The 19044-nt window shown below is 62.8% G+C and carries 14 protein-coding genes; 2 read left to right on the forward strand and 12 right to left on the reverse strand.

The features are described 5' to 3' along the window. Positions 1-95 precede the first annotated feature (95 nt). Positions 96-1760: an L-lactate permease gene (locus ACFE72_RS06785; RefSeq protein WP_375412306.1), complete on the reverse strand. Its 1665-nt coding sequence runs from the start codon at positions 1758-1760 to the stop codon at positions 96-98. Positions 1761-2063: 303 nt separating this feature from the next. Here ACFE72_RS06785 and ACFE72_RS06790 point away from each other — a divergent pair, with 303 nt between their 5' ends. Beyond that, complete coding sequence (locus ACFE72_RS06790; RefSeq protein WP_375412307.1) at positions 2064-3809, forward strand: ABC transporter ATP-binding protein/permease; 1746 nt, start codon at positions 2064-2066, stop codon at positions 3807-3809. A gap of 187 nt (positions 3810-3996) precedes the next feature. On the opposite strand, the gene ACFE72_RS06795 is transcribed toward ACFE72_RS06790, so the two are convergent. From ACFE72_RS06795 to ACFE72_RS06815, 5 genes are all read right to left on the reverse strand, one after another. Then, positions 3997-5037 carry a TorF family putative porin gene (locus ACFE72_RS06795; RefSeq protein ID WP_375412308.1) on the reverse strand — a complete coding sequence of 347 codons (1041 nt, stop codon included), beginning with the start codon at positions 5035-5037 and terminating at the stop codon, positions 3997-3999. Between the two features lie 408 nt (positions 5038-5445). Then, positions 5446-5784 (reverse strand): hypothetical protein, encoded by a 339-nt coding sequence (locus tag ACFE72_RS06800; protein WP_375412309.1) that lies wholly within the window; start codon positions 5782-5784, stop codon positions 5446-5448. A 77-nt stretch (positions 5785-5861) separates the two neighbouring features. Continuing rightward, positions 5862-7178 (reverse strand): glycolate oxidase subunit GlcF, encoded by a 1317-nt coding sequence (gene glcF, locus ACFE72_RS06805; RefSeq protein WP_375412310.1) that lies wholly within the window; start codon positions 7176-7178, stop codon positions 5862-5864. Then, complete coding sequence (locus ACFE72_RS06810) at positions 7175-8413, reverse strand: FAD-binding protein (RefSeq protein WP_375412311.1); 1239 nt, start codon at positions 8411-8413, stop codon at positions 7175-7177. Before ACFE72_RS06810 ends, glcF begins: the two co-directional genes overlap by 4 nt. Positions 8414-8573: 160 nt before the next feature. Continuing rightward, complete coding sequence (locus tag ACFE72_RS06815; RefSeq protein WP_375412312.1) at positions 8574-10067, reverse strand: FAD-linked oxidase C-terminal domain-containing protein; 1494 nt, start codon at positions 10065-10067, stop codon at positions 8574-8576. A 172-nt stretch (positions 10068-10239) separates the two neighbouring features. Between ACFE72_RS06815 and cycA the strand changes: the two genes are divergently transcribed. Continuing rightward, positions 10240-10632: a cytochrome c-550 CycA gene (gene cycA / locus ACFE72_RS06820; RefSeq protein WP_375412313.1), complete on the forward strand. Its 393-nt coding sequence runs from the start codon at positions 10240-10242 to the stop codon at positions 10630-10632. Between the two features lie 100 nt (positions 10633-10732). Here the strand turns inward: cycA and ACFE72_RS06825 are convergent, their stop codons facing one another. The 6 genes from ACFE72_RS06825 to ybgF all read right to left on the reverse strand — a co-directional run bounded on the left by ACFE72_RS06825 (position 10733) and on the right by ybgF (position 18935). After that, positions 10733-11407: a TetR family transcriptional regulator gene (locus ACFE72_RS06825; RefSeq protein ID WP_375412314.1), complete on the reverse strand. Its 675-nt coding sequence runs from the start codon at positions 11405-11407 to the stop codon at positions 10733-10735. A gap of 229 nt (positions 11408-11636) precedes the next feature. Further along, positions 11637-12818: a glycosyltransferase family 87 protein gene (locus tag ACFE72_RS06830; protein WP_375412315.1), complete on the reverse strand. Its 1182-nt coding sequence runs from the start codon at positions 12816-12818 to the stop codon at positions 11637-11639. A 221-nt stretch (positions 12819-13039) separates the two neighbouring features. Continuing rightward, positions 13040-14245 carry an ABC transporter substrate-binding protein gene (locus ACFE72_RS06835; RefSeq protein WP_375412316.1) on the reverse strand — a complete coding sequence of 402 codons (1206 nt, stop codon included), beginning with the start codon at positions 14243-14245 and terminating at the stop codon, positions 13040-13042. Between the two features lie 398 nt (positions 14246-14643). Next, a complete protein-coding gene (ftsH, locus tag ACFE72_RS06840; protein ID WP_375412317.1) occupies positions 14644-16566 on the reverse strand; it encodes an ATP-dependent zinc metalloprotease FtsH in 1923 nt (640 codons plus the stop codon). A 239-nt stretch (positions 16567-16805) separates the two neighbouring features. Then, positions 16806-17840, reverse strand: a complete 1035-nt coding sequence (gene tilS, locus ACFE72_RS06845) for a tRNA lysidine(34) synthetase TilS (RefSeq protein WP_375412318.1) — start codon at positions 17838-17840, stop codon at positions 16806-16808. A gap of 111 nt (positions 17841-17951) precedes the next feature. After that, complete coding sequence (gene ybgF, locus ACFE72_RS06850; protein WP_375412319.1) at positions 17952-18935, reverse strand: tol-pal system protein YbgF; 984 nt, start codon at positions 18933-18935, stop codon at positions 17952-17954. Positions 18936-19044 lie beyond the last annotated feature (109 nt).

Here is a 19044-nt window from a genome sequence, read left to right on the forward strand (position 1 = left end):
GCCGGAGCGGTGTGATCGCGGATGCCATATGTCCTCATGAACAAATCCCCGCGGCATTCGCCGCGGGGATCCCGATCGTATCGCCATCCGCTATCTTACTTCAAGACCATTGCGGTGAACGGATAGACGTAGGCCTGCAGCATCACGAGAACGCCGACAAGGCACGCCAGCACGATGGAGTGCATGAACACGTAGCGCAAAATGGTGCCTTCGTGGCCGTACCAGTTGGTGGCGGTGGAAGCCACCACGATCGACTGCGCGTCGATCATCTTGCCCATGACGCCGCCGGAGGAGTTAGCCGCACCCATCAGGATCGGCGACAGTCCCAACTGCTCGGAGGTGATCTTCTGCAGGTTTCCGAACAGCACGTTGGAGGCCGTATCCGATCCCGTCAGCGCGACACCCAGCCAGCCGAGCAGCGTGCCGAAGAAGGGATAGAGCACGCCGGTCGCAGCGAACGCCAGGCCCAGCGTGGCATCGACACCGGACAGCCGCGTCAGCGTACCGATTGCCAGCATCGCTGAAATCGTGATCAGCGAGATCGCGCAGACCTTGATGGTGCGGCCATATTCGGTGACCAATCTGGCCGGCGACAGGCCCATCAAGAGGCCCGAGATGATCGCGGCGATCAGCATACCCGTCCCGGTAAAGGACAGATAGGTGAAGCCGAACACCGCGCCCTGCGGCGTCGGCTTCGCCGCCACCGGCGGGACCGAATTGATCATGTTGTGCAGTTCCGGCACCGGGTAATTCCACGTGAAAATGGAATTGGCCCAGGTCTTGAATGCGCCATTACCCCAGATCAGCATCACGATGCAGACGATGATCCACGGCAGCAACGCGCTCCAGAGCTGGGCTGAGGTGAGCTTCGTCTGGTCCATGGTCTTGACGGGACTCATTGTCGCTGCGGATTCGTCATTGCCGCGCAACGCTGGCGACAGCCAGAGTTCTTTCGGTTGCCAGACTTTCAGGAACAGGATCAGGCAGCCCATCGAGATCAGCGACGCGCCGATATCCACGATCCATGGATTGATGTAATTCGAGATCACGAATTGCGGGACCGCGAACGTTACCCCGGTCACAAGAATGGCGGGCCACACCGCCATCATGCCGCGCCAGCCCGCGAAGGCCCACACCACCCAGAACGGCACCAGCAGCGAGAAGAACGGTAGCTGCCGTCCGACCATCGCGCCGAGAATATAGGGGTCGAGGCCCGTGACGGATGCGAGCCCCTGGATCGGCGTGCCAAGGGCGCCATAGGCGACCGGCGCGGTGTTGGCGATCAGCGAGAGGCCGGAAGCCGCAAGCGGTGAGAAACCCAGTCCGATCAGAACTGCACCGGTGATCGCCACGGGCGTACCGAATCCTGAAGCGCCCTCGAAGAACGCGCCGAAGGCGAACGCGATCAGAAGCAGCTGCAGACGGCGGTCATTGGTGACACCGCCGACCGCGCGCTTCAGCAGTTCGAAACGTCCGGTCTCGACCGTGATCCGGTAGAGATAGATGACGTTGAGCACGATCCAGCCGATCGGGAAGAAACCCACCACGACACCGAGCAGGGACGCGCGGATCGACATGTTGGCAGGCATTGTATAGACGAAAATGGTGATGATATTGGCGATGATCAGGGCGATAACGGCCGCAATGTGCGCCTTCACCTTGCCGCTGGCGATCAGCACCAGAAGCGTGACCACCGGAATTGCGGCGGCGATCGTCGACAATGTCGCATTGCCGAGCGGATTGTAGATTTGATTCCACATTGAAAGTCTCCCCCCACGCCCTTCTTCGCGCGCGACCAGCGTGGACGGTCAAGCGCACCTGACGGATTACGGGAGATTTCTGCAATACATGAGGTGGACCGGAATTCAGCGTAGCTAAATTTCGCTCACAACCTCGCGAATTGGGAAAGGCCCCCCACCCCTCGCCGCTCTGTCCATGCTAGGATTAACTGGCAGGTTGCGACAAGCGGACGCGGCCTGCAAATTATACAACTTTAGTCTATACCCACGCGATTCACTCGCTTTTTCAGGGCTTTGAAGCCCTTCTCCCGGAGACACCATTCTGTGAACAACATCCGCACGACACTCGCGGCCGTATGGCGCATCGCAGCCCCGTATTTTTACTCGGAGGACAAATGGGCCGGGCGCGGCCTTCTGGCCGCGGTGATCGCGATCGAACTCGCGGTTGTCTTCCTGACCGTTCTGTTCAACCGCTGGAACAATGTATTCTACAATGCACTTCAGGAGCGCAACCAGGCCGTATTCACCTACCAGATCGCGTATTTCTGCGTCCTTGCGGCATTCTGGATCGGGCTGAAAGTCTATCAGCTGTATCTGAACCAGTGGCTGCAGATCCGCTGGCGGCGCTGGATGACGGACCGCTATCTCGGCGGCTGGTTGCACGGCGCCAATCACTACCGGATGCAATTGCTTGGCGACGCCGCCGACAATCCGGACCAGCGCATCGCAGAAGACACCCAACGTTTTGTCGAGCAGACGCTTGCGCTCGGCATCGGCCTGTTGAGCGCCGTCGTCACGCTTGTGTCGTTCGTCTTCATTCTGTGGGGCTTATCCAATCAAGCGCCACTGCATCTGTTCGGTAACGACATCCCGATCCCTGGCTATCTGGTGTGGGGCGCACTGATCTACGCCGTGCTCGGGACCACGCTGACCCATCTGATCGGCTGGCCGCTGGTCGGGCTCAATTTCCAGCAACAACGCTACGAAGCCGATTTTCGCTTCAATCTGGTTCGCGCGCGGGAAAATGCCGAACAGATCGCGCTGCTGCATGGCGAACCCGTCGAACGTACCCGGCTGCTGTCGCGGTTCGGCCTTGTGGTCGAGAATTGGCTGGCCATCATGCAACGCACCAAGAAGCTGACCGCCTTCACCGCAACTTACTCGCAAGCCTCCGTCATTTTCCCCTACGTGCTGGTTGCTCCGGCCTATTTCGCCGAAAAGGTTCAGCTCGGCGGCATGATGCAGACCGCTTCCGCCTTCTCAAGCGTACAGGAATCGCTTTCGTTCTTCATCACGTCGTATCGGACGCTCGCCGAATGGCAGTCCGTAGTGGCGCGGCTCAGCGGATTCGAAGCATCCATTGAAAATGCCGCCGCGCTGACCACAAAAGAGAACATCATTCATGTCGCCGCAGACGACAAGGAGACCATCGACCTCGACGGGCTTCGGGTCAGCCTGCCCAACGGCACCCCTCTGGTGACCGCGGACGGCTTCAGGCTCCGCAACGGTGAACGCACATTGCTGACGGGTCCGTCAGGTTCGGGCAAGTCGACGCTATTCCGCGCCATCGCGGGGATCTGGCCGTTCGGAACCGGTTCGCTTGCGATTCCCGCCGGGGCCACGCTGATGATGTTGCCGCAGCGGCCGTACTTTCCAGTCGGCTCCTTGAGGGCCGCAATAACATACCCGGCGGAAGCAGGCGCATTCACCGCGGAACAAGTCGCTGAAACCCTGGCTCTGGTAGGACTGCCGAAGCTCGCGGCCAGACTAGAGGAAGACGCGCACTGGAACCGGACGCTCTCCCTCGGCGAGCAGCAGCGTCTCGGCATCGCGCGCGCGGTTCTGCACGCGCCGCAGTTTCTGTTTCTCGACGAGGCCACGGCATCCCTCGACGAGCCATCGGAAGCGGCACTCTACCAGTTGCTCAAGGACCGGCTGCCGGCGACGACAACGGTCTCGATCGGACATCGCAGCACTCTGGAAGCGTTTCATCAGCGCGGCGTGGCCCTTGTGCGGGACGGTGACCGATTCGGGCTGCGGGAGGCGGTCGAGGGCCTGAAAGCGCCCTAGAATGTGCGACGTCGGATCGCACCGCGTCTTTTCGGAGGAGCCAAGCGACGAAGCAAGAATGCGCGTGCGTCTGTGGATTGTTTCGCTTCGCTCGCAATGACGATTCAACAATAGCGCATCATGCCTTAAGGCAAAACAAAAGGGCGGCAGATCGCTCTGCCGCCCTCATCTGTCTTAGGAGCACGACTTACTTGAGATTGGTAATCGCGGTCAGGTCGGCAGAGAGCTTGGCAATGCCCGTGGCACTGCACCAATTGGATTGAAATCCACCCGGGTTGATAAGAGATACGGCGGACGGGCTTGCTATCCGAGCGGTATAGTCGCTGGTGAAGGCATTGCATGATCCCCTGGACAGGTCGGTGTCGGAATAACGCAGATCCAGCGTGAATACCTTGTAAGTGAAGCCGACGCCGATGTTCCAGGTGTTATAGCTTGGTTCGGGAATACCAGCCGCGTAAAATGTGCCCGGACCAGTTCCATAAAATGCGTCGGACGTTCCAAGCCACTGCCGACCATATTCGCCCGACACATACATACCGATGCCGGTGCTGCCAAACCATGCCGACGGCGCAGTGAACTTGCCGGTGACTGATGCGTAGTTGCCCCAGGCACCAAGGTTCAGGAAGTTCGGCGAGTAGTACTCATTGGCGCCGATTGAGAACATGTCATTGAGGGTGACGTTGACCTTGGCATATCCTTCATAAAAGCTTGCATCGCGCTTTGCGAAGTTGCCGTTGATCGGAAGTCCGCCGGTAACGGGATCGGAATTACCAAAGGGACTTGGAAGGCAGCCCACTTCTGAACCGGGAATGCCTGAACCCGGAAAAGCGTTGGCATTGAAGCACTTGCCGCCCGGATAAAGATAACCGAAAACGCCGAAGTCGAATGCGAACATGCCGATGGTCGGGCGGATACCGCCGTAGATGTCGACTTCCGCCGCTGCGCGGTTCGGGAACGAAATGCTCTCGAACGATGTGCCGATGTAAAGCTGCACGTCCTTGGTGATGTTGTAGCGAGGCTCGAAGTAGGCCGCGACCGAAGGCTTGTGGTTGGACTGGGTGACGCCGCGGAACACGTAATCGCTCATGATGGCGCTGCCGAAAGCGACGTCCCAGGGATCGAACGGCGCCGGCGGCGGCGCCTTGACCGCCTTGACAGCCATGTCGGCGGCGAAAGATGAGCCTGCAGTCATCGCGAGCACCGCTGCGACCATAACCATTTTCTTCATGACGATCCCCATCGCTTAAAAACAGTCCGATTTCGGAAGCCCCCAGGGACAGCGACAATCGACTGCGACGAATTTCCTTAACCTGATCACAATCTGCGGCGCAGCATCCGATGCGGGAAGCGAAAAAGACGAGCAACTGCCGACTTTTTAGGCGTTTCGAGCGTTCTGCGGAATGTTGTTGGCGTGTGTTGCATTACAACAACAATTTTGGGACGATTCCTGAGCCGCCAAGGAGTTTTGGGCTCGTCAGAAACCTCAAATCGCGCGCTGAAAGCCCAAGGCCGCAGCGCGTCCCGTTGCCGCTTGCCGATTCGGCCCCTCATCGACGCACAAGCAAAAGGCCGCAGCATGCTGCGGCCCTCAATGCGATCCGGATGGTCTGACCGGCCCGCGCGGACCAACCGCTACTTAATTCGCGTCGTCGCCGGAGCCAGACGGATGGCTCTCTTCCGGCGCCACCGGCGGCAACGGCTGCGGATTCAAATCGGAGGAGGACGCCGACGCCTGAGCGGCGGGCTTTGCAGCCCTCGAAGACTTTCCGGATTTCCGGCTGGAGGAAGAGGCCTTTTTGGCCGACTTCTTTGCGGCGGATTTCTTCGCCGGCTTCTTGGCGTATTTCTTTGCGGGCTTCTTGGTTTTGCTCGCTGTTTTTTTGGCTGTCTTTTTCCCCGGCTTGTTCGCGTATTTTTTTGCTACGGCTTTTTTCTTGCTCTTCTTGCTTTTAGCTTTCTTCGCCTTCTTAGCCATTTTGGTCCTCCTGTTGCCGCCAAATGTATCGATCAAGCGTTCCCCGGTCGCCCGCTTCGGGCGCGAGCCTCAAACGATCAGTTCAATCCTGGCCTCGGACCGCCCGTCGCCCAGTCGAGAAGTTCTATCGTATGAACCACAGGAATCGAGGTGCCCCCGGCAATCTGCATCATGCATCCGATATTGCCCGCGGCGATCATGTCCGGCTCGACCATCGCGATATTGGCGATCTTCCGATCGCGCAATTTACCCGCAAGTTCAGGCTGGAGAATGTTGTACGTGCCCGCCGAGCCGCAACACAAATGACCTTCGGGCACATCTTTCACCACGAATCCAGTCTTGGAAAGCAATTCTTTCGGAGCTTGCGTGATTTTCTGTCCATGCTGCAGCGAACACGCCGAGTGGTAGGCGATGACGAGATCGCTGGGTTGCTGCGGCACCGCCAGATCCAGGCCGCCGACGTATTCGCTGATGTCCTTGGCCAGCGCCGAAACCGTCGCGGCGGATTGCGCGAAAGCGCGGTCCCCGCGCAGCATGAATCCGTAGTCCTTGATCACGGTGCCGCATCCGGAGGTCGTCACCACGATTGCGTCGAGGCCGCCCCGGCGGGCCTCGCCGAGCCACGCCGTGATATTGGCGCGCGCGCGGTCCAGCGCATCGCCATCGCGGCCGAGGTGATGGGTCAGCGCGCCGCAGCACTGCTCATCCCTCACCAGCACGACCTCGACGCCGTGCCGGGTCAGCAGGCGGATGGCTGCCTGGTTGATCCGCGGCGCCAGCACCTGCTGGGCGCAGCCCTGCAGCAGCGCGACCCGTCCGCGCTTCGGGCCCTGGGCCGGAAATACGCTCCCGGCAGCCGGGCCGGGCGCCGGCAGGCCGCGCGGCGCGAGCGCAAGCATCGCCTTGACGTGACTGAACAAAGTCGGTGTCGGCGTGCGCCATTTCGACGCCGGTAAAGCAGCCGCAAGCGGCCGTGCAAGCCGCGCCAGGATCATGCTGGTGCGAAACAGTTTTGGCCGCGGCAGCACCCAGGCCAGCAGCGCCCGCAGCGCGCGCTCGGTCAGGGGACGGAAATAATCGCTCTCGATCCTGACCCGCGCCTGATCGACCAGGTGCATGTAGTTCACACCGGAGGGACAGGTGGTCATGCAGGCAAGACAGGAAAGGCAGCGGTCGATGTGCTTCACCACCTCCCGGGTCGGCGGCTTGTCCTTCTCCAGCATCTCCTTGATCAGATAGATCCTGCCGCGCGGGCTATCGAGTTCGTCGCCGAGCAGCACGTAGGTCGGACAGGTCGCCGTGCAAAATCCGCAATGCACGCAGGCGCGCAGGATTTTGTCGGCTTCGGTGATATCGGGATCGGCAAGCTGGGCGAGGCTGAATTCGGTTTTCATGGCGCGAACCTCCGCATCAGCCGGCCGCGATTGAGAATGCCTTTCGGATCGAAGCCGAGCCGGACCCGCTCGCTCAAGGCCGCCAGTCCATCCTCCTGCGGATGGAATACGTCGACATTGCGCCGCACCGATTCGGCCGCCCGAACCAGCATGGCATGGCCTCCGGCCGCGTTGACGCGTGAACGCAGCACACCTGCCTGGGCATCGGCGGACGGCGGCAATGCCGCCCAGATCAATCCGCCGCCCCAGTCGTAGACGACGTCGCCGCCGGTATTTCGCGCCAAGGCCTGACCGAGCGCCCCGCCCGATGCCGGCGGGCATACGATCCGCCACACCGGCCAGGCTCCCAGCGCGCCGCCGGCTGCAAACGGCAGCACGTCGCGAACGCAATTCCAGATCGCCGCGGACGTCACATCCTCGACGACCTCGGCCGCCCCAAATGGTGAAAGAGCCTTATCGAGCGACGCTGCGCGGTGCGCGGCCGACGCCGTGATGCCCTCCAGCCGCACCAAGGTCACCGCCTGCTGCGGTGAGCCGAGGTCGGCCAGCGCACCCTGTTCTGCACGAAAGGCGGAATTCGGTACATGCGCGGCTGCCGAAACGTCGAACGGCGAGCCGAGCGCTGCGGTCATCGCGCGGTTCGCGGTGATGTCATCGAGCCCACGCAGCACCAAGGTGCGTTCGCTCTCCGCGCGCGGCATCACCTTCAGCGTCACCTCGGTCATGACCGCAAGCGTGCCCCACGATCCCGCCAACAGCTTGCAAAGATCATAGCCGGTGACGTTTTTCACCACCCGCCCACCGGCCTTGAAGCTGTCGCCGAAGCCGGACACCGCGTGCGCGCCCAGCAGATGGTCGCGCGCGCCGCCGGCCTTGATGCGCCGGGGACCGGCGAGACCTGCGCCGATCATGCCGCCGACGGTGCCGGTATCGGGCGTGCCCAGCAGCGCCGAGGTGTTCATCGGCTCGAATGCGAACTGCTGGTTCTTCGAATCGATCAGCGACCTGACGTCGTTAAGCGGCGCGCCCGCCTGCACGGTGACGATCAGCTCGTTCGGTTCATACGATGTCACCGCGTTCAGCGCCGAGAGGTCGAGCAGCGCGTTGGTCGCCATCGGCTGGCCAATGGCGCGCTTGCTGCCGTGGCCGACGATTTCCAGCGGCTGCTCGCTGGCCAATGCCGTGCGCACCACCTGCTCGACATCCTTGGCGTCGCGTACTTTCAGAGTGTCCACGGTAACGCCATCCGCTGTCGTCCCCGCGAAGGCGGGGGCCCATACGCCGCATACTCTCGATAAGATCGATACCTCTGCGGTTTTTTCTTTCCACAACCACGGTGGTTGTGGGTTTCCGCCTTCGCGGGGACGGCGCTGTGTTTCAATTGCGTCGCCATTCTCAAAACCTTGGAATGTCCGGAAACGCCAGCCTGCCGCCATGGACATGCACGCGGCCGAGTTCGGCGCAGCGGTGCAGGGTCGGAAACACCTTTCCCGGATTGAGCAGCCCTTGCGCGTCGAAGGCGCATTTCAGCCGCTGCTGCTGGTTGAGATCGACCTCGCTGAACATCTCGCCCATCAGATCGCGCTTCTCGATGCCGACGCCGTGTTCCCCTGTAAGGACGCCGCCGACCTCGACGCAGAGCTTGAGAATATCGGCGCCGAAGGCCTCGGCCCTGTCCATCTCACCGGGCTTGTTGGCATCGTACAGGATCAGCGGATGCAGGTTGCCGTCGCCGGCGTGAAACACATTGGCGACGCCAAGCCCGTATTTTTCGGAGAATTCGCGAATCCGCGTCAGTACGAGCGGCAGCGCGCCGCGCGGAATGGTGCCGTCCATGCAGAGATAATCCGGCGAAATCCGCCCGACGGCCGGAAACGCCGCCTTGCGGCCGGCCCAAAACAGGTTTCGCTCGGTTTCCGAATTTGAAATCTGTAGCGTCGTCGAGCCGCAGCCCCGCGCAATCGTCTCGACCCGCTTGATCAGTTCGTCGACCTCGACGCCGGGACCATCGAGTTCGATGATCAGCAGCGCCTCGACGTCGAGCGGATAGCCGGCATGGACGAAGGCTTCGGCGGCGTGGATCGCCGGCCTGTCCATCATCTCCATGCCGCCGGGAATGATGCCGGCGCCGATGATTTCAGCCACGCATCGGCCGGCCGCCTCGACTTCCGCGAAGCCGACCATCAGCGCCCGCGCGGTTTCCGGCTTTTGCAGGATCCGCACCGTGATCTCGGTGATGACGCCGAGCAATCCTTCCGAGCCGGTGATGATCCCCATCACGTCGTAGCCGCCGGGCTCGGCGGATTTGCCGCCGACCTTGATGATTTCGCCGGACATCAGCACGATTTCGCAGCCGAGCACGTTGTTGGTGGTCATGCCGTATTTCAGGCAATGCACGCCGCCGGAATTTTCCGCGACATTGCCGCCGATCGAACAGGCGATCTGCGACGACGGATCCGGCGCGTAATAAAATCCGGCATGGGCGACGGCCTGACTGATGGCGAGATTGGTCACGCCGGGTTCGGTCACCACGACGCGGTTGTCGAAGTCGATTTCACGGATGCGCTTGAATTTTCCGAGGCCCAGCAGCACGCCGTCGGCAAGCGGCAGCGCGCCCCCCGACAACGAAGTCCCGGAACCGCGCGGCACCACCTTGATGCCCTGTTCGAAGCAATATTTCAGCACCTGCGACACCTGCCCGGTGGTGTCGGGCAGCACCACGACCATCGGCGGCTGGCGATAGGCCATCAGCCCGTCGGATTCATAAGGGATCATCTCGGCAGCAGTGGCGATGACACCCTCGCCCGGCACGATCTTGCGCAAATCCGCTACAATCGCGTCGCGGCGGCCGAGAACCGCAGCATCGGAAGCGGGCATCAGGATGGTCATATCGGGCTCTCCCGGCGCACAGGCGCCGCTTTTTATCGCATGGAAACAAGCACGTCTCGGCGCGTTTGGGTAGGTCGTCAATCCATGACGGGGGGCCGCCTTGCGGCTTGTACATCGCGGTTCATGCATGCAACAAACAGGTCGCCAAACATCCATCATCAAGAGCATCTCCATGAAAAAAACGACCTTGAGTACGCTGATCGTCCTGGCATCGGCGGCGGCATCGTCCACCGCACCGGCGCAGGACGTTGCCGCCGGCAAGACGTCCTTCAACAAGTGCATGGCCTGCCATGCCATTGGCGAGGGCGCCAAGAACAAGGTCGGTCCCATGCTCAACGGATTGAACGGGCGCAAATCCGGTACCGTGGAAGGCTATTCCTATTCGGAGGCCAACAAGAATTCCGGCATCACCTGGGATGAAGCCGCCTTCAAGGACTACATCAAGGACCCAAAGGCCAAGATTCCCGGCACCAAAATGGCCTTCGCCGGAATCAAGAACGAAAAAGAGGTCAACGACCTGTGGGCGTTCCTTGCGCAGTATGACAAGGACGGCAAGGTGAAGTAACGCCGGCTGGCCGGGACCCGCACGCAGCTTGCTCCCTGATCGGGATCCCGGTTCTGCGAAGCAGCGTGAAGACGCTGCATCGCGACCGGGCATGCAGGCGCTACGCCCCGACCAGCATCTTTGCCGGCAGCACCGCCTGCACCACAAGGCCGCGGGCGCGGGCGTCCATCACGCCGACCGCGCGCAGCGCCAGCAGCGTAACGGCCTGCACGGCGTCGCGCAGCTTGGCGGGATCGTCGAGATTTTCAGGCGCTAATGGTCCTACGAGCGATTCGTGAATCGCGCCAAGCAGCGCGGACGCCGCCAATGCGGTGTCCTGTGCCGGCAGATGTCCGGCACGCACCGCCGCATGGATCCGCAATTCGATCTCGCCGGCAATCTCGCGGCGGCTGGCAAGGCGCGACGCGGTGACGTCGACGTCGACCGGCTCGGCCAGGATGCCCCAGGCCAGCTTGCGATGCGAGAGCACATGCACCGCGACGGTGGTGACGGCGGCGGCCAGCGCCGAGGAGGGTCCGGGCGCGGCGTCGGCGGCCTGACGGATCGCGGCCAGTTCGTCGCGGGAAACGTCGGCGATGAGTTCCGAGATCAAATCCGACTTGGAGGGAAAATAGCGGTAGACGGTGCCGGCGGCGACATGCGCGCGAATAGCGACCGGCGCGATTTGCACCGCCGCCATGCCGCCGTCCGCGGCGGCATCCCGAGCCGCCGCCAGAATGGCGCTGCGGCGCGCCGCGAGGCGTTTTACGACCTGATGAGTCCGTCGATAGACCATGTCGCGTTTCATCCCAGGCGCGGCCCCCGGATGCCGCTCCGCCGCCGGAAAACGCCGTTTTTGCGAGTTCTTGAGCACCACTTGCGCAGCTCGCCGAAAGAACTGAACACCAATTCAGGCTGCCTTACAAGTATTCATGGCGCCGGCGTGAATCGACCCGCGTCGCCGGACGCGCGGCCTCGGGCGAGCCGGGAATCCAGAGCCATCGCCGGACGGCTGGACGCCGGAGTTACGTGCGCCCGACCAGGCAGCGTCGGGCGATCAGCCCCGCCATGATCAACGTCGCACCCAAGCCGGTCGGTGCCCCGAACAGCGGATAGAACATCAGAAGGAAGGCCATCGCGCCAAGCGCCGGCAATTCGGTGCGGCGGAAACCCTCGCCGAGCCCGATCCGCACCAGGAACGCCACCGCAATCGCCAGCACCATCAGGTCGTAAAGAAACAGATAGGGCGTCACCAGCAATGTCCCGGTCGCAAGCGCCGCAGCCTTTAGCGCGTAACGCACCCGGCTGCGCCACACCAACACCAGCACCATCGCAATCGCCGCGATCATGGTCCACTGGAACGCCCAGCCCAACGGTTCGCTGCCGCCGAAATAGCGTACCAGCGCAAAGATACTCTGCATCTTGCCCCAGGGCGCGCGGCCCTCGGTCAGGAAGGCCTGCGAAAACATCGGCAGCCAGTGGAAGAAGGCCTGCCAGCTCTCGGTGCCGAAGGCGAGCCACGACACGGCGGCCATCGCCGATGCGACAATTCCCGCGGTGAAAAACACGGTCCACTGCGAGGCTGCGATCAATGCGACCGGAAACAGCAATCCATATTGCGGCTTGTAGCTCAACAGCCCAAGGCAGATGCCGGACAGGACCGGCCGCGTCGGCAGCAGGATAAGCATGCCGCCGACCAGCGAGGCGGTAAGAAACCCGTTCTGCCCTACCAGCACATTGGTAAGCACCACCGGAAACGCCGCCGCCAGCAACCAGCCGAACCGCCGCCCGACGATTGCACGCATCACCACGAGATAGGGCACAAGGCTCGCCGCCGCCCATCCGATGAAAGCCACCTGGTAGGGAAACTGCGCGAGGAAGGCCGCGACGAACAGAAATGGCGGCGGATAGTGCCAGGCGAAGTGGCCGGCAAACGTTTGCCCGAGCAGATCGACCTGAACCCGCTTCTGGATATCCCAGTCCCAGGCCCACGCCGGATGCCCGTCGAGCACCAGCTTGCCGGCCGACCAGACGTTGACGAAGTCGGTCGGGATGCCCAAGCCGCTCGGATCGGTGATCCACCAATGCGCGACATACGCGGTCGGGAAAAACGCCGCGTTGATGACGAACAGCACAAAACAGACGTTGAACAGCGCTGGAGGAACAGCGTTCCGCTGGGGAATCGGGTCAAAAACCTGCGCGTTCATCGGGATCCTCGGCGCGGGCACCACGCACCTGCCTCATCCATAAGGCCGATAGGCTTGAGGAAATCTTAAGCCATGGGTGTCGGCCCTGCCCGAATTGCATCGCATCGGCGCATATATCGACGACATTCGGCACCGGGCATCACCGTCGGCAGGAGGCGGGACCAGGAGAGGTCATCCGCATCTTTCTACCCCGTCATGGCACCGGCCATGACGATGTGTAGTCAATTTCCTGTCTGCAACTCGCCGAACCGCTCCCACGTCCTGCCGGTGAAGCGCATGAACTGCATCTGTTCGACCGGCACGTGGTCGGTCGGCGAGGTATTGACCAGGATGCCCGGCAACAGCATCGGCAGTTGCAGGTCCTTGATCGCATAGGCCTGCTTCAGGATGTTGTCAGTCGAGAGGTCGTCGCCGCAGGCTTTCAGCACGTGTTCGAGCGCCATCGCGCTGTTGTAGGAATTGACGTAGTTGGTGTCGTGCAGGTCGCCGTCGGGGACATATTTGATCATGAAGTCCCGCCAGCCTTTGACACCGGCGTCGTCCTTCCACGCCGGATCGTCCGGGTCTTTCACATAGGCCGTCGACAGAATGCCCTGCCCGGCCTCCAGCCCCGCCGGCTCCATCACCGTGGACACCCATACCGCGACATTGGACAGAAACGTCATCGGCCGCCACCCGATCTCGAACGCCTTGCGGATCGACTGCGCCGCGAATTTCGGCGTCGCCGCGATCACGAAGACGTCGGCGCCGGAGGCTTTCAGTTTTACAACTTGGGAATCGATGGTGGGATCCTGGATTTCGTAGGTCGCCGCGGCGACCATGGCGTCGTATTTTTCGCCGAGCACGTCCTTCAAACCAAGCAGGTAATCGCGCCCGAAATCGTCGTTCTGGGAGATCACCGCAAATTTGGCGTTGGGATTTTTCGATAACGCATAACGCGCATATAGCCGCGCTTCGTAGCGGAACGGGCCCTGCACGCCAAGGGTCGCCTGCGGATATTGCGCCGGGTCGGCGAACTTCGAGGCGCCGGAGCCGATGAACAATTGCGGGATGTTCTTTGCCTGCAGATATTTGGCGATCGCGGTGTTATGCGCCGTGCCGATGGAGGAGAAGATCAGCGCCACCTCGTCGCTTTCCACCAGCCGCCGGGTCTGCTCCACGGTTTTCGGCGGCGCGTAGCTGTCGTCCAGCGATATCAGGTCGACCTTGCGGCCGTTGATGCCGCCGCGCTCATTGACCATCTTGAAGTAGCCGACCTCGCCCTTGCCGAGCGCGCCGAACGCGGACACCGGGCCGCTGTACGGCATGGTCTGGCCGATTTTGATGTCGGTCGAGGTGACGCCGCGGACGGTCTGGGCGGCGAGCGGCGTGGCCGAAAGAAGTGCGGCAAGAGTAGCGCACGCAGCGAGGGGCGTATCGAGACGCATGTTTTCCTCCCTTTGTGCAGGCTTTGAAGCCGTGCAGCGCCAGCATGATCGGTTTAGACGAACTTGTCATGTTTGTTCGTCATGCGCGGCCTGTCCCCTACTGGATGCACATCTCATCGTCATTGCCGGGCTTGACCTACCATACGCACACATCTCGCCGTCATTGCCGGGCTTGACCCGGCAATCCATCCCTTCGAAAACGACTCTTCCGAAGATGGATGGATACGCGGGTCAAGCCCGCGTATGACGAGATGTGTGAATCCAGTAGGGCCTGTCCCCGGCCATCCCACGTCTTACTTCATGGGATGCAAAGACGTCGAGAAACACGCCCGACGATGACGGTGACAACAAAAAACGCGGCGTTGCCGCCGCGTTTTGCAAATCGGTTCGGCAGGTTGTCACGCCTGCGGCTGCGGCTCCAGGCCCGGATCCGGATCGGGACGCGGGCGCGGCTTGCCCGCCGGCGGCACTGCGGAAGTGCGCGGGCCGGTCGGCTCCAGCACCGACTCGCGGTTCGGCTTCTTGCCGTTGAGCAGGTCGGTGATCTCATCGCCGGTCAGCGTCTCAAACTCCAGCAGGCCTTTTGCCAGCGCCTCGAGGTCGGCGCGCTTCTCGGTCAGGATGCGCGTGGCTTCGTTGTAGCCTTCCTCGACAAAGCGACGGATTTCCTTGTCGATCTTCTGCACGGTGGCTTCCGAGGCATTCTGGGTGCGCGACACCGACATGCCGAGGAAGACCTCGTCCTGGTTCTCGCCATAGGACACGGTACCGAGTTCTTCCGACAGGCCCCAGCGCGTCACCATCATGCGCGCGAGGCGCGTCGCCTGCTCGATGTCCGACGAGGCGCCGGAAGTAACCTTCTCCTTGCCGAACACCAGTTCTTCGGCGACGCGGCCGCCCATCATGATCGCCAGCCGCGACGTCATCTGCTCCAGCGACATCGACAGCTTGTCGCGCTCGGGTAGCTGCATCACCATGCCGAGCGCACGGCCGCGCGGAATGATGGTCGCCTTGTGGATCGGGTCGGTGGCGATAACGTTGAGGCCGACGATGGCATGGCCGCCCTCGTGATAGGCCGTCAGCATCTTCTCTTCCTCGGTCATGACCAGCGACTTGCGCTCGGCGCCCATCATCACCTTGTCTTTTGCTTCTTCGAACTCGCTCTGGGTCACCATGCGCTTGTTGCGGCGCGCGGCGGTCAGGGCGGCCTCGTTGACGAGGTTCATCAGGTCGGCACCGGAGAAGCCGGGCGTGCCGCGCGCGATGGTCTTCAGGTTGATATCGGGCGCCAGCGGCACCTTGCGGACGTGAACCTTGAGGATCTGCTCGCGGCCGACAACGTCCGGATTCGGCACCACCACCTGGCGGTCGAACCGGCCGGGACGCAGCAGTGCAGGGTCAAGCACGTCGGGACGGTTGGTCGCCGCGATCAGGATCACGCCTTCATTGGCTTCAAAACCGTCCATCTCGACCAGCAGCTGGTTCAGCGTCTGCTCGCGCTCGTCATTGCCGCCGCCGAGGCCGGCGCCGCGATGGCGGCCGACGGCGTCGATTTCATCGATGAAAATGATGCACGGCGCGTTCTTCTTGGCCTGCTCGAACATGTCGCGGACGCGCGACGCACCGACGCCGACGAACATTTCGACGAAGTCGGAGCCGGAGATCGTGAAGAACGGCACATTGGCTTCGCCCGCGACCGCGCGCGCGATCAGGGTCTTGCCCGTACCCGGAGGCCCGACCAGCAACACGCCGCGCGGGATCCGTCCGCCGAGCCGCTGGTATTTTCCGGGATCGCGCAGGAATTCGACGATCTCCTGCAAATCCTGTTTTGCCTCGTCGACGCCGGCGACGTCCTCGAAGGTCACGCGGCCATGCGCCTCGGTCAGCATCTTGGCGCGCGACTTGCCAAAACCCATCGCCTTGCCGGCGCCGCCCTGCATCTGGCGCGACAGGAACACCCACACGCCGATCAGCGCAATGAACGGCAGCCAGGATACCAGCAGCGATACGAACCACGGCACGTTGTCACCCGGCGGCTTCGCGGTGATCGAAACCTTGCCGTTATAGAGCCGCGACACCAGGGTTGGATCGTTCGGCGCGTAGGTCTGGAAACTCGAGCCGTTGGTGAAGGTGCCGTGAATCTCCGGTCCCTGGATCACCACGTCGCGGACGTGATTGGCATCGACTTCGGTCAGAAGCTGCGAGAACGAGATATCCTGCGAGGACGCGCGCTGACCCGGATTCTGGAAGAGCGTGAACAAGGCCAACAGCAGCAAGACAATAATGACCCAGAGGGCGAAATTGCGCAGATTGGCGTTCATCGAACTTCCTTCGTGGCCGCGCGGATCGCGGCCTTATGTCCTTGGGTCGGCACGGACGGGAATCCTCGAGGAATCCCAGCACGGTCGGCTGGCTGTAATCTAGGTGCCGCTCCTATCGATGCCAAGGGAACAGCGCAGGACTATTTAGCGCATATTAGCCGCATTGCCGTTCAAATAATGGCGGCAGAACGGCTGTTTTTCCGGGGTGGTTAAGGCCCGATGCCCGCTCGGCTCAAACCTCAATCCGTCCGCCGGCGCCGCGGCGGAGCCGGCTCGATCCGGATGCGGCCGTCGACAACGCTGATCAGCGCGCCGGCAAGCGTCTGTTTCAGCCTGATTCGGCCGTTTGCACCCTTCTCCGCCGCGCACGCCCGATCGAGCCCCGCCAGCAGCGCTTCGACCTTGCCGAGCTCCGCCGGGCCCTCGTGGCCGACCCGGTCGATGCTGCGCAGCAGCAGGCGAAGGCGGATTTCCTCCGCAAGACCGGCAAAGGCCATGGCATCAAACCCCGCAGGATCGGGCTCGCCGAGCGCGAGGTAGCGCTCGGCGCCATCAACCAGAATCTCCAACGCCGCGTTGGCGCGCGCAAAGCGGGCCGCCAGCCGGGTTAGATTGCGCGCGTCGAATCCCTCTGCCGCCAGCGCCGGCATGATCGCGCGAAGACGCGGGCGCGTGAAATTCGCATCGCGGTTGGTCGGATCGTCGGCAAAGCCTATTTTGGCCTTCTGCAGCGTCGCCACCAGCCGCGCCTTTGGAACGCTCAGCAACGGGCGCGCCACCAGCACGCCCTCGCGCTGCGACTGTCGCGCCATCGCGGCGAGGCCCGCGATCCCGCTGCCCCGCGACATCCTCATCAATAGCGTCTCGGCCTGATCATCCTGCGTATGCGCAGTCAGCACATGCGTCGCCCCGCCTGCACGCGCGGCCTGCGCCAGCAGCCGGTAGCGCGCGTCCCGGGCCGCCGCCGGCAGTCCCGTTTTGGGTTTTGCGCCGCGCCAGCGCAGCGTCCGGTGCGGCAGGCCGAGGGTTCTGGCCAGATGCTTCACCTCGCGGGCTTCGCGCGCGGCCTCCGCGCGCAAGCCATGATCGATGGTGACGGCGACGAGACGCGGACCGCGTGTAAGGGCGCGACGCCAGCGCGCCGCCAGCCACATCATGGCGATCGAATCGGACCCGCCGGAAACCGCAAGAACAATCGCGGGCGCGGTTTTCCAGTCCCCGAACAGACGCTTCGCGTCGGATGCCGAAATCGGCGAATGGTCGTCGTCACGCATGGTCGCTGCCTCAGGCACGCCGTCATACGCCGGCTCGACCCGCGTATCCATCTGTCTTGCGAAGAAGATGGATAGCCGGATCAAATCCCGCCATGACGCGTCACTCGAGTGCTAGCACCTCACGCGCTTCTGCTCGCGATCGACGGCCTGCTTGACCCCGTTGGAAGCGCGCGGATATTTCCGCGTCACCTCGCCGAGCGCGGCGCAGGCGGCTTCCTTCTCGTTCAGGGCGGCCAGCGATTGCCCCAGCCGCAAAAGTGCGTCCGGCGCCTTCGCGGAGGTTCCAAACTTCGTCGTGACGCCCAGAAAGGATTCGGCTGCGTCACGGTACTTCTGGCGCTGGAAAAAACTCTCGCCGAGCCAGTATTGCGAATCCGCCAGCAGCGGGTCGGCCGGATATTTCTGTGCGAAATTGCGCATGGTCTCTTCTGCCAGCGCGTAGTCCTTGCGCTGCATGTAGCCGATGCCGAGGTCGAATTCGTCCCTGGGGGTTGCCGATGGCGGCAACGTGGTCAGTGCCGCGGCGGCGCCCGGGCCGCGCGGCGCCACAGCGCCGGCGGGATCGCGCGCCCCGCCGGCATTACCGAGATCGAGCGGCTCGCCTGCCCCGCGGCCTCCGGGAGCGCCGACCGGCGCATCGCCGGCAACCGGCAATTGTCCGCCGCCCAGGGCGCGCGGCGCGCCCGGCGCATTCGGATTCTGGGCGGGGTCGAAAGCATCGCCGCGACGGCGGGTTTGCGACGCCGGCGGCTCCTGAACGATCGGCGCCGGGGCCGCAATCTGCTGGTCGTAGGGTGCCGGCTGCGCCTGCCGGGACACCGGACCGGAGATGACCGGAATTGTCGCGACGCTGGGCGGGGCAACGGCGGCCGGGCCGGGCGTGGCGCCGCCGAGCTGTCTCAGGCGGTCTTCGAGCTGCCGGTTGCGGTATTGCAGCTCCTCGTTCTGGCCGGTGAGCTGGCGCAACTGATTTTCAAGCTGCTGGATCCGCATTTCCGGATCGATGTCGTCGGACTGCGCGAGCGCCGGCGCCGCGGCCGCGAGCATCGCCGCCATCAAGGCTGCGCGCGCGACAAGAAAAAATCTGAAAGACATTTTGGCCTGACGAATGGAAATGGGCGTCACATCGAAGCACATCACATTGAGGCAGGGAGTACGCCAAAAATGTGACTGCTGCCGGCAAGGCTCGCGTATCCTTATTAAG

The organism is uncultured Bradyrhizobium sp. (genome assembly GCF_964252615.1).
Taxonomy (GTDB): Bacteria; Pseudomonadota; Alphaproteobacteria; order Rhizobiales; family Xanthobacteraceae; genus Bradyrhizobium.